Below are 11,061 nucleotides of genomic sequence, written 5' to 3'. Positions count from 1 at the left end.
GCGGCCTGTCAGCCCTGCTTCAGGGCGGCGATCAGGCCGTCGGACGCATCCTCGATATAGTCCAGCACCTGGTCGAAGCCATTCGGGCCGCCGTAGTAGGGGTCGGGCACCACGTCCGAATCCGAATGGGTGGCATACTGCATGAACAGGGACAGCTTGTGGCGGTGCTGCGGCGGGCAGGCTGCCTGCAGGCGCGCTTGGTTGTCGCGGTCCATCGCCAGCACGTGGTCGTAGCGCTCGAAATCGGCCGGGCAGACCTGCCGTGCGCGCTGCGCGCTCAGGTCGTAGCCGCGCTGCAGGGCATGGCGCGCCGAGCGCGCGTCCGGCGGCTTGCCGACGTGGTAGGCGTGGGTGCCGGCCGAATCGATCTCCAGGTCCAGCCCGGCCGCCAGGGCACGCTGCCGGAACACGCCTTCGGCGGTCGGCGAGCGGCAGATATTGCCCATGCAGACGAACAGCACCGCCGGCCTGCCGGCGCCGGCAGGCTGGCTAGGCCGGGCCATATGCGTCTTCCCACTTGTCCTTCTTTTCCCTGGCTTCGGCAGCCGTGGCCGGCGCCGCAGGCGCGGGCTGCGCACGGCGCTTGGCGCGCAGCTGCAGCTCGCTGATCTGGGCCTCGGCCATGCGCACCTGGTCTTGCAGGTCGACGATCTGCTTCATGATGGCCAGGCGTTCTTTCGGATCGGTTGCCTCCATCAGCGCCTTGCGCAAGGTCTGTATCTTCTTCAGCAAGCCTTTGATTTGCGACCGCAGCATGGCGATGCGCGCCGGCGAGTCCATGCTGGCGGCGGTCCTGTTCGAGCCGGCTCCGGCTCCCGCTTGTATCTGCAAAATGTTCTCCCAATGAGGCGGGCGGACCTGCCCGGCGGCGCCGGCCCGGCAAGGCGCCCTGTGCGCCGGGCGTTAGAGGCCGGCCTCGCCCGGCAGCACACGCGTTTTTAGCCTGAATCCGGCGTTGAAATGGTATGATAAGCCACTTTTCATTGTGGCAATTCAATTCGTCCTAAAACGTGCGTTTATCTTCCATCAAATTGTCGGGATTTAAGTCGTTTGTCGATCCCACCAATTTCCAGGTGCCTGGTCAACTGGTCGGCGTGGTAGGTCCCAACGGCTGCGGCAAATCGAACATCATCGATGCCGTGCGATGGGTGCTGGGCGAATCGAAAGCGTCCGAACTGCGCGGCGAATCCATGCAGGACGTGATCTTCAACGGCTCCACCAACCGCAAGCCGGCCGGCCGCGCTTCGGTGGAACTGGTGTTCGACAACAATGACGGCAAGGCTGCCGGCCAGTGGGGCCAGTACGCCGAGATCGCGGTCAAGCGCACGCTCACGCGCGACGGCACCTCCACCTACTACATCAACGGCCAGCCGGTGCGCCGGCGCGACATCCAGGACATCTTCCTGGGCACCGGGCTCGGCCCGCGCGCCTACGCCATCATCGGCCAGGGCATGATCTCGCGCATCATCGAATCGCGCCCGGAAGAGCTGCGCGTGTTCCTGGAAGAGGCGGCCGGCGTGTCGAAGTACAAGGAGCGCCGCCGTGAAACCGAGAACCGCCTGCACGACACCCGCGAAAACCTGCTGCGGGTGGAAGACATCCTGCGCGAGCTCAATGCCAACCTGGAAAAACTGGAAGCGCAGGCCGCCGTGGCGCACCGCTTCCACCAGCTGCAGGCCGACCAGGACGAAAAGCAGAAATTGCTTTGGCTGCTGCGCAAGAACGAGGCGCAGGTCGAGCAGGCCAGGTACTTCCGCGAAGTGGAGCAGGCGCAGAACGACCTGGAAGAGCAGACCGCCAAGCTGCGCAACGTGGAGCTGACGCTGGAGCAGATGCGCCAGTCGCACTTTGCCGTCGGCGACCGCCTGCACACGGCGCAAGGCCATCTGTACCAGACCAATTCCGAGATCGGCAGCCTGGAGGCGCAGATCAAGTTCGTGGTCGAGTCGCGCACCCGCCTGCAGAACCAGCTCGGCACCCTGGCCGCGCAGCGCGACCAGTGGCAAAGCCAGGCGGCCGAGTACAGCGAGCAGATCGAGGAAGCGGAATTCAACCTGGAAGAGCTGTCCGCCAAGGTGGAGCAGGCGCGCATGATGGCCGAGCAGAAGGCAGAGTCGCTGCCGGTGCTGGAAGCGGCATGGCGCGCGGCGCAGGACAAGAGCAGCGAATCGCGCGCCCGCATCATGCAGGCGCAGCAGCAGCTGGAACTGGAATCCGCGCATCAGCGCAACGCCAGCAACATCCTGAACGGCCTGGCCGTGCGGCGCGAACGCCTGCAGCAGGAAAAGAATGGTCTCAGCCTGCCGGATTCCGCGCACCTGGCCAACCTGAAACTGCAGCTGGAGGAAAAGCAGCAGGCGCTGGAAGAGCAGACCTACCACCTTGAGGAGGCGCTGGAGCAGCAGCCCAGGCTGGAAGCCGAGCGCCAGGACGCGCAACTGCAGGTGAACGCCGAGGCGGCCGCGAATGCGCAGCTGGAAGCGCGCCTGAATGCGCTGCGCCAGTTGCAGGAGCGCGTACAGACCCAGGGCAAGGTCACGCCGTGGCTGCAGAAGCACGAGCTGGATGCGCTGCCGCGCCTGTGGCAAAAGCTGCAGATCGAGGCGGGCTGGGAAACGGCGATGGAAGCCATCCTGCGCGAGCGCACGTCGGCGCTGCAGGTGTCCAACATCGAATGGGCCAGGCACTTCTTCAGCGACGCGCCGCCGGCCAAGCTGGCGCTGTTCGCGCCCGGCGCCAGCGCACCCGCCATGCAGCAGGAGCAGCCGGGCCTGAAGCCCTTCATTTCGCTGCTCAAGCTGAACGACCCCGGCTTGCGCGCCGTGCTGCAGGACTGGCTGCACAATGTCTTCGTCGCGGCCGACGCGGACGCCGCCTTCAAGGCGCGCGCCACGCTGCCTGCGGGCGGCAAGTTCGTGACCGCGCAGGGCCACGTGGTCACCCAGTCCAGCGTGCGCTTCTACGCCGCCGACGCGGAGCAGGACGGCATGCTGGCGCGCCAGCAGGAGATCGACAACATCGGCAAGCAGCTGCGTGCCCAGACCATGCTGGCCGACGAGGCGCGCGCCCGTTCGGTGCGCGCCGATGCCGCGGTGGCCGCGCACGCGCGCAACCTGGCCGAACTGCGCCAGAAGGTGCAGCAGCTGCAGCAGACGGTGCACGCGCTGCAGATCGAGGTGGTGAAGCTGTCCGAAATCGAAGCACGCTTCAACCAGCGCAGCACCCAGATCGAGGCCGACCTGGCCGAAATCGCGGCGCAGGAAGCGGAGCAGATGCAGGCCAAGATGGAGTCCGAGGAAAAGTTCGAGCAGCTCGACATGGAGCTGGGCAACCTGCAGGGAGAGCACGAGGACGGCCAGACCGTCTTCATGGAAAAGGAACAGAAGCTGGCCGACGCGCGCCAGGCCCTGCGCGACCTGGAACGCGGCGCGCAGGAAGCGGAATTCGCGGAGAAGTCCCAGCGCAGCAAGATCGAGGAACTGCGCCGCAGCATCGCCACCGCCACCACCCAGGCGGCGCAGGTGGCCGAGAGCCTGGGCGCGGGCCAGCGCGAGCTGGAAAGCCTGGAGGCCGGCACCGCCAGCGAAGGCTTGCAGGAGCTGCTGGACCGCCGTACGCAGCAGGAGCGCGCGCTGTCGGACGCGCGCCATGAGCTGGACCAGATCACGCAGCAGCTGCGCAGCTTCGAGGACGCGCGCATGAACAACGAGCGCAGCCTGCAGCCGCAGCGCGACAAGATCATGGAGATGCAGCTCAAGGAGCAGGCCGCGCGCCTGAACCAGGAGCAGTTCGCCGCCCAGCTGGCCGAAGCGGGCGCCGACGAGGCGGCGCTGAGCGAGAAGCTCAATCCGGACATGAAGCCGTCCTACCTGCAGGGCGAGGTCACGCGCCTGACCAATGCCATCGCCATGCTGGGCGCCGTGAACCTGGCCGCGCTGGACGAGCTGGCGCAGGCTTCCGAGCGCAAGAATTTCCTCGATTCGCAGAACGCGGACCTGACCGAAGCGATCAACACGCTGGAAGACGCGATCGCCCGCATCGACAAGGAAACCCGCGAACTGCTGCAGGACACCTTCGACCGCGTGAACGGCCACTTCTCCGAACTGTTCCCCATCCTGTTCGGCGGCGGCCAGGCCAAGCTGATCATGACGGGCGATGAAATCCTGGACTCCGGCGTGCAAGTCATGGCGCAGCCGCCGGGCAAGAAGAATGCCACCATCCACCTGCTGTCCGGCGGCGAAAAAGCGCTGACGGCCACCGCGCTGGTGTTCTCCATGTTCCGCCTGAACCCGGCGCCGTTCTGCCTGCTCGACGAGGTCGACGCGCCGCTGGACGACGCCAATACGGAACGTTTCTGCCGCATGGTGAAACGGATGTCCGACCAGACCCAATTCCTCTTCATTTCGCACAACAAGATTGCGATGGAGATGGCCAATCAACTGATCGGTGTGACGATGCAGGAGCAGGGCGTATCGCGCATCGTGGCGGTGGATATGGAAGCCGCCGCCCACTACGCTACCGAGGCACAAGCAGCATGACAGATCTTCAAATGAGTTTGATCGCAGCCGGCGGCGTCTTTATCGTCGGCGTTTTCTCGTACAACAAATGGCAGGAGTACAAGGCCAAGAAGACCGTGGAGCGGGCCTTCTCGTCCGACCATGACGACGTGTTGATGCGTCCCGACGGCGAGCCCGCCGTACCGCGCCATGAGCCCAGCTTCTCGCTGGACGACAGCGGCGGCAGCGCCGACGCTGCCGTAGCGGCCGGCCGCGCCCATAGCCACGACGCTGCGGGTGCGGGCGCGGGTGCGGGCGCGGGTGCGGGTGCCGTTGCCGGCGCCGGCAGCGACGCCGGCGGCGAGGCCTACGCGCCGCCAGCGCAGGAAGCGGGCACGCTCACGCCCGCCGCCGAACAGGCCACCGCCCTGGTGGACCCGCTGATCGATTGCCTGCTGCCGCTGGCGCTGGAAGCCCCGGTGCGCGGCGACAAGATCCTGCCGGTGCTGCAGAAGCTGCGCCTGGTGGGCAACAAGCCGGTGCACTACATCGGCCTGCACGTGAACGGCGACTGGGAACCCATCGTCCACGGCGGGGTGTACACCGAACTGCAGGGCGGCGTGCAGCTGGCCAGCCGCAGCACTGCGCTGAATGAACTTGAATACTCCGAACTGGTGACGCGCCTGCGCGCGGTGGCAGACGAAATCGGCGCCGAACCGGCCATCCCGGACATGATGGAAGTGATGGCCGAGGCCAAGACGCTGCACCGCTTCGTTTCCAGCCACGACGCCCAGCTGGGCGTCAACCTGCACACCAACGGCGCGCCGTGGGCCATCAGCACCTTGCTGGGCGCCCTGGAAAAGCAGGGCTTCGACGTGCGGCCGGACGGCCGCTACGTGATGCCGGACGGCGAAGGCGGCCACCTGTTCTCGCTCTCGACCAATGTCACGCTGGCCGAAGAGACCACGCCGCGCCTGACGCTGCTGCTCGACGTGCCCTGCGTGGCGCCAGCGCGCGACGGCTTCGGCGCCATGATCGCCTGCGCCAAATCGCTGGCGGGCCGCCTGGACGGCACCATCGTGGACGATTACAGCCAGCCGCTGTCCGACGAGGCGCTGGCCGAGATCGCGGGCCAGGTGCGCGACTTCTACGCCGACATGGAATCGTCCGACATTCCAGCCGGCTCCACCCGCGCGCTGCGCCTGTTCTGCTAAGGGTGCGCAATGAGTGACAAGGAATACCAGGCCAAGGTTGAACGCGCGGCCTGGCTGACGGCCGAATTGAACCGCCACCTGCACGCCTACCACGTGCTCGATGCGCCCACCATTCTGGACGCCGAATACGACCAGCTCTACCTGGAGCTGCAAAAGCTGGAAGTGGAACACCCCGAGCTGCAAAAGCAGGACTCGCCCACTTTGCGCGTGGGCGCGGCGCCGCTGCCGCAGTTCGCGCAGGTGACGCACACCGTTCCCATGCTCTCGCTGAACAACGGCTTCAGCGACGAGGACGTGGAAAACTTTGACCGCCGCGTGCGCGAGGGGCTGGATGTGCTGCAGGTGGAGTACGCCGCCGAAGTGAAGTTCGACGGCCTGGCCATCAACCTGCGCTACGAGAACGGGCTGTTCGTGCAGGCCGCCACCCGTGGCGACGGCTACACCGGCGAGGACGTCACCGCCAATATCCGCACCATCAAGGGCATCCCGCTGCGCCTGCACGGCGCCAAGGTGCCCGCGCTGCTGGACGTGCGCGGCGAGGTGCTGATGTTCAAACGCGACTTCGAAAAGATGAACGAGCGCCAGCGTGAAGCCGGCCAGAGGGAATTCGTCAATCCGCGCAACGCGGCGGCGGGCAGCCTGCGCCAGCTCGACTCGCGCATCACCGCGCAGCGCGCGCTGAGCTTCTTCGCCTACGGCATTGGCGCGCTGGAAGGCGCAGACATGCCGCCCTCGCACTCGGCGCTGCTGGACTGGTACCAGACGCTTGGCCTGCCCGTGGCCAAAGAGCGCGCCGTGGTGCGCGGCGCCGCCGGCCTGCTGGAGTATTACCGCAAGATAGGCCAGGACCGCCCCGGCATGCCGTACGAGATCGACGGCGTTGTGTACAAGGCCAACCGCCTGGAAGACCAGCGGCAGCTTGGCTTCGTTTCGCGCGCGCCGCGTTTCGCCATCGCGCATAAGTTCCCGGCCGAGGAAGCCACCACCATCGTGCACGACATTGAAGTGCAGGTGGGCCGCACCGGCGCCATCACGCCGGTGGCGCGGCTGGAGCCGGTGTTCGTGGGCGGGGTGAACGTCACCAACGCCACCCTGCACAACGAAGGGGAAGTACAGCGCAAGGACGTGCGCGTGGGCGACACCGTCATCGTGCGCCGCGCCGGCGACGTGATTCCCGAAGTGCTGGCGGTGGTGCTGGGAAAACGCCCGCAGCCGGAACCGCCGCGCTATGTGCTGCCCAAGGTATGCCCGGTGTGCGGCTCGCACGTGGTGCGCGAAGAGGGCGAGGCCATCGCGCGCTGCTCCGGCGGCCTGTTTTGCCGCGCGCAGCGCAAGGAAGCCATCCGCCACTTCTCCGGCCGCCGCATGATGGACATCGAAGGCCTGGGCGACCGCTACATCGACAACCTGGTCGAATGCGAGCTGGTGACGCGCGTGGCCGACCTGTACAAGCTGACGCTGGACGACCTGCTGAAGATGAAGCGCCTGGCCGATGAGCGTGACGGCACGACGCCGGAGACCGTCCAGCAAGGCAAGATCGCCACCAAGTGGGCAGACAACCTGCTGGAAGCCATCGCCGCCAGCAAGAAGCCGCCGCTGGAGCGCCTGCTGTTCGCGCTCGGCATCCGCCACGTGGGCGAGTCGACCGGCAAGACGCTGGCCGAGTGGCTGGGCCGTTTCGACTTGATCCGCCGCGCCCCGGTGGCGCTGCTGCGCGTGCTGCCCGACATCGGCGGCACCGTGGCCGAAGCCATCGCGGAGTTCTTCGCCGAGCCGAAGAACCAGGAGGCCATCGACGCCTTGCTGGCCGCCGGCGTGACGCCGCAAGGCGAGCATCCGCCCAGCGCCAAATTGCGCGAGAAGCTGGACACCGTCAAGCTGATGGCAGCCCTTGGCATTCCCAAGATGACCGAGCCGCGCTGCCGGCAGCTGGTGGAGCAGGAGGTGACGCTGGAAGTGCTGGCCCACCTGGGCGTGTTCACGGTCTTCGGCCTGCCTGCCGCCACCGCCGCCGCGCTGGCAGAATGGATGGCGCAGCCGGGCAACCGCGAGCAGCTGCTGGCGCTGGACGCATTGCGAAAGGACTTGCTGGCGCAGCTGCCGGAAGTGGTGGAAGTGGCGGGCGCGCTCAGCGGAAAAACCTTTGTATTGACAGGCACGCTGCCCAACCTGAGCCGCGACCAGGCCGGCGCCATGATCGAGGCGGCCGGCGGCAAAGTGGTCGGCTCCGTGTCGAAAAAGACCGGTTACGTAGTGGCAGGCGCCGAGGCGGGCAGCAAGCTGGCCAAAGCGGAAGAACTTGAGATCCCCATCCTTGACGAAGCAGGCTTGCTGGCCCTGCTGGAGAATAATAAATGACGCAGATCCGCAAAGCCGTATTCCCTGTCGCAGGCCTGGGCAGCCGCTTCCTTCCCGCCACCAAGGCGCAGCCCAAGGAAATGCTGCCCATCGTCGACAAGCCGTTGATCCAGTACGCGGTGGAGGAGGCTGTCGCCGCCGGCATCACCGACATGATCTTCATCACCGGCCGCAACAAGCGCGCCATTGAAGACCATTTCGACAAGGCTTACGAACTGGAAGCCGAGCTGGAAGCGGCGCAGAAGACCGCGCTGCTGGAGCAGGTGCGCAACATCATCCCCAAGCACATCAACTGCATTTTCATCCGCCAGTCCGAGCCGCTGGGCCTGGGCCATGCGGTGCTGTGCGCCCGCCCGGTGGTGGGCGACGAGCCGTTTGCCGTGCTGCTGGCCGACGACTTCATGGACACCGACAACGGCACCCGTCCGGTGCTGGCGCAGATGACCGAAGTCTATTCTTACGAGCGCGCCAGCGTGCTGGCGGTGCAGGAGGTGGCGCGCGCCAATACGCGCCAGTACGGCATCGTCAGCGCCACGCCTTACCAGAGCCGGCTGGAACTGGTGTCCGGCATCGTCGAGAAGCCGAAGCCGGAAGAGGCGCCGTCCACGCTGGCCGTGGTGGGCCGCTACGTGCTGTCCGGCCGTATCTTCGAGCACCTGGAGCACCTGGGCGCCGGCACCGGCGGCGAGATCCAGCTCACCGACGGCATCGCCGCGCTGATGAAGCACGAGCGCGTGCTGGCCTACCGCTACGACGGCACCCGCTACGACTGCGGCTCCAAACTTGGCTACCTGAAAGCCACCACCGCGATGGGCCTGAAGCATCCGGAGATGGGCGAAGAATTCCGCCAGTATCTGCAAGAGCTGCAACTGGAGCAGGGGGCCAAATGACCGTACGTGAAATTCTGAAGATGGGCGATCCGCGCCTGCTGCGCGTGGCCGAGCCGGTGCGCGAGTTCGACACGCCCGAGCTGCATGCGCTGATCGCGGACATGTTCGACACCATGCACGCGGCCAACGGCGCAGGCCTGGCGGCGCCGCAGATCGGCGTCAACCTGCAGCTGGTGATCTACGGTTTCAAGAACAACGCCCGCTATCCGGACGCACCGCAAGTGCCAGAGACGGTGCTGATCAATCCCGTGCTCACGCCGATCACCGGCGAGAAGGAAGATGGCTTCGAAGGCTGCCTGTCCGTGCCCGGCCTGCGCGGCAGCGTGCCGCGCTACAAGAAGCTGCACTACGAAGGCGTGGACCAGTACGGCAAGCCCATCGTGCGCGACGCCGACGATTTCCACGCCCGCGTGGTGCAGCATGAAGTCGACCACCTGCACGGCATCCTGTACCCCATGCGCATCACCGACTTCAGCAAATTCGGCTACACCTCGGTGATGTTCCCCGATCTCGATCCCAACGACGACGATTGAGCGGCAAAGGCGGGCCGGCTGTAAAAAGTTGGACGCATATGGGGAGATGGCGTCCCTTTTTTTGTGGCCGGTCTAATTTGCTCTAAACGGTGAGAATCCGGTCTAAATGGCGGCACAATGGCGGGCGAGTGACGGCTTCTGGCCTCATCAGGTCTTTGGCGTATCGAGCTTCGCCAGCGACTGCTTAGCCTTGTCGAACGAAGGGTCGAGCGCCAGCGACTGCACATAGCTCGCGCGTGCCTTGGCCTTGTCGCCCAGCTGCTCGTAAGCCATCCCTTTGCGCCACCAGGCAGCAGCGGGAGGCGGCAACTGGACTGCGGCGTCGAAGCGTAGGTAGCGGTCCAGCAGTGCGATCGCCTCGGTGGTTTCAAAGCCGCCATCGATGCGGGTTCTTGCAGCCTGGTACACCGACGGTGCGTGGCCAGTATTGCGGTCGTACAGCTTGGCGGCGCCGCGCAGGTCGCCGCGCATCACCAGATCAAGAGCCAGCATCATGTCGGAATCGGCCTGCACGGCCAGTTGCACCGGTTTGCCGTACAGGCGTGCCTCGATCTTTTCGGCTACGTCGATTGCTCCCATGCCCGCGTTGGAAAGGACGATGACCGTATAGCCGCTGCCCTGGTAACGGCTGAACACCGCATTGATGCCGGGCGCGCCGCCATTATGACCGGTGACGATGTCGCCGAAAGCGCTCTTGCGCTGCCAGCCGAAGGCATATTCCTTGTCCGGTCCCACAGGGGTTAACATGGTCGCCATGCTCGCTTCGGACAACAGCGCCATTCGCTTGAGCGCCTGATCGTAGCGCAGCATATCGCGAGTGGTTGTGCGCATGCCGCCATCGGACGACGGCGGCGGTACAGAGTCCACGTTGGAGCTTATGCTGCCGTCGCCGTTGCGGGTGTAGCCGATAGAGCGGTTAGGCAGTGGCTCGTCTTCGAGGGTGAGCGAACTCTCAGTCATGCCGGCAGGGTTAAAAATGTGATCGCGTAGGTAGTCGCGGTAGGACTGCCCGCTGGCTTTTTCGACGACGGCGCCGAGCAGCACCATGCCCGAATTCGAATACTGGAAACGGCTGCCGGCCGCAAAGCTGGGCGGCTGGTCGTAAATCAAGGGCAGGAAGGCGTCAATGGTGCGCAGCTTGCCCCTGTTCGCGGCAAAGTCCTTGTGCGCCATGTAGTTGCCGGTGCCGGCCGAGTGGTTCAGCAAGTGGGCGATGGTGATGGTGTCCTTCTCCGCGTAAGGGATATCGGGCAGGAAGCGGGAGATCGGGTCGCTCAGTTTGAGCTTGCCCGCTTCGGCCAGCTGCAGGATGGACACCGCCGTGAAGGTCTTGCCGATAGAGCCGATGTTAAAGCGCGTGTTGGTGCGGTTTGGCACATTGGTCTCGCGGTTGGCCAACCCCACGGCCGCTTCATAGACGGTCTTGCCGTCACGCGCCACCAGCACCGTGCCGGCGAATATGCCGACCTTACCGTAACTTTGTACGATGGCATCGAGGTCGCGCTCGATATTGTCCGCCTTCGCAGCGGTACCGGCCATCAAGAGACAGGCAAGCAAAACTCGAAACATG

The 11,061-nt window shown here is 65.6% G+C and carries 8 protein-coding genes; 5 read left to right on the top strand and 3 right to left on the bottom strand.

The features are described from left to right. Positions 1-8: 8 nt before the first annotated feature. A complete protein-coding gene (locus tag ASC94_RS04425; RefSeq protein WP_056391240.1) occupies positions 9-503 on the bottom strand; it encodes a low molecular weight protein-tyrosine-phosphatase in 495 nt (164 codons plus the stop codon). Next, positions 490-831, bottom strand: coding sequence for a FlxA-like family protein (locus ASC94_RS04420; protein ID WP_267875084.1), 342 nt, complete (start codon positions 829-831; stop codon positions 490-492). The genes ASC94_RS04425 and ASC94_RS04420 overlap by 14 nt, the downstream gene beginning before the upstream one ends. A gap of 179 nt (positions 832-1,010) precedes the next feature. On the opposite strand from ASC94_RS04420, the gene smc reads away from it, so the two are divergent. Genes smc through def form a run of 5 tightly spaced genes read left to right on the top strand, consistent with a single transcriptional unit; the run spans position 1,011 to position 9,491 of the window. Beyond that, positions 1,011-4,538 carry a chromosome segregation protein SMC gene (smc, locus tag ASC94_RS04415; protein WP_082616150.1) on the top strand — a complete coding sequence of 1,176 codons (3,528 nt, stop codon included), beginning with the start codon at positions 1,011-1,013 and terminating at the stop codon, positions 4,536-4,538. Beyond that, positions 4,535-5,710 (top strand): cell division protein ZipA C-terminal FtsZ-binding domain-containing protein, encoded by a 1,176-nt coding sequence (locus ASC94_RS04410; protein WP_056391234.1) that lies wholly within the window; start codon positions 4,535-4,537, stop codon positions 5,708-5,710. Before smc ends, ASC94_RS04410 begins: the two co-directional genes overlap by 4 nt. 9 nt (positions 5,711-5,719) lie before the next feature. Continuing rightward, positions 5,720-8,068, top strand: a complete 2,349-nt coding sequence (gene ligA / locus ASC94_RS04405; RefSeq protein WP_056391231.1) for an NAD-dependent DNA ligase LigA — start codon at positions 5,720-5,722, stop codon at positions 8,066-8,068. Continuing rightward, positions 8,065-8,958, top strand: coding sequence for a UTP--glucose-1-phosphate uridylyltransferase GalU (galU, locus tag ASC94_RS04400; protein ID WP_056391228.1), 894 nt, complete (start codon positions 8,065-8,067; stop codon positions 8,956-8,958). Before ligA ends, galU begins: the two co-directional genes overlap by 4 nt. Continuing rightward, positions 8,955-9,491, top strand: a complete 537-nt coding sequence (gene def, locus ASC94_RS04395; RefSeq protein ID WP_056391225.1) for a peptide deformylase — start codon at positions 8,955-8,957, stop codon at positions 9,489-9,491. Before galU ends, def begins: the two co-directional genes overlap by 4 nt. A 147-nt stretch (positions 9,492-9,638) precedes the next feature. Here the strand turns inward: def and ASC94_RS04390 are convergent, their stop codons facing one another. Next, on the bottom strand, positions 9,639-11,060 hold the full coding sequence (locus ASC94_RS04390) for a serine hydrolase (protein WP_082616148.1): 1,422 nt from the start codon (positions 11,058-11,060) through the stop codon (positions 9,639-9,641). Position 11,061: the final 1 nt, after the last annotated feature.

The organism is Massilia sp. Root418 (genome assembly GCF_001425265.1).
In the GTDB taxonomy this organism is placed as follows: Bacteria; Pseudomonadota; Gammaproteobacteria; order Burkholderiales; family Burkholderiaceae_D; genus Rugamonas.
Note: the sequence above shows the minus strand (reverse complement) of the source record. Positions and strands in the feature narration are given on the sequence as shown.

What these genes read in the sequence shown, in the direction of transcription:
- ASC94_RS04425 (WP_056391240.1), bottom strand. Translation starts at nt 503, where the DNA reads ATGGCCCGGCCTAGCCAGCCTGCCGGCGCCGGCAGGCCGGCGGTGCTG.
- ASC94_RS04410 (WP_056391234.1), top strand. Translation starts at nt 4,535, where the DNA reads ATGACAGATCTTCAAATGAGTTTGATCGCAGCCGGCGGCGTCTTTATC.
- ligA (WP_056391231.1), top strand. Translation starts at nt 5,720, where the DNA reads ATGAGTGACAAGGAATACCAGGCCAAGGTTGAACGCGCGGCCTGGCTG.
- galU (WP_056391228.1), top strand. Translation starts at nt 8,065, where the DNA reads ATGACGCAGATCCGCAAAGCCGTATTCCCTGTCGCAGGCCTGGGCAGC.
- def (WP_056391225.1), top strand. Translation starts at nt 8,955, where the DNA reads ATGACCGTACGTGAAATTCTGAAGATGGGCGATCCGCGCCTGCTGCGC.
- ASC94_RS04390 (WP_082616148.1), bottom strand. Translation starts at nt 11,060, where the DNA reads ATGTTTCGAGTTTTGCTTGCCTGTCTCTTGATGGCCGGTACCGCTGCG.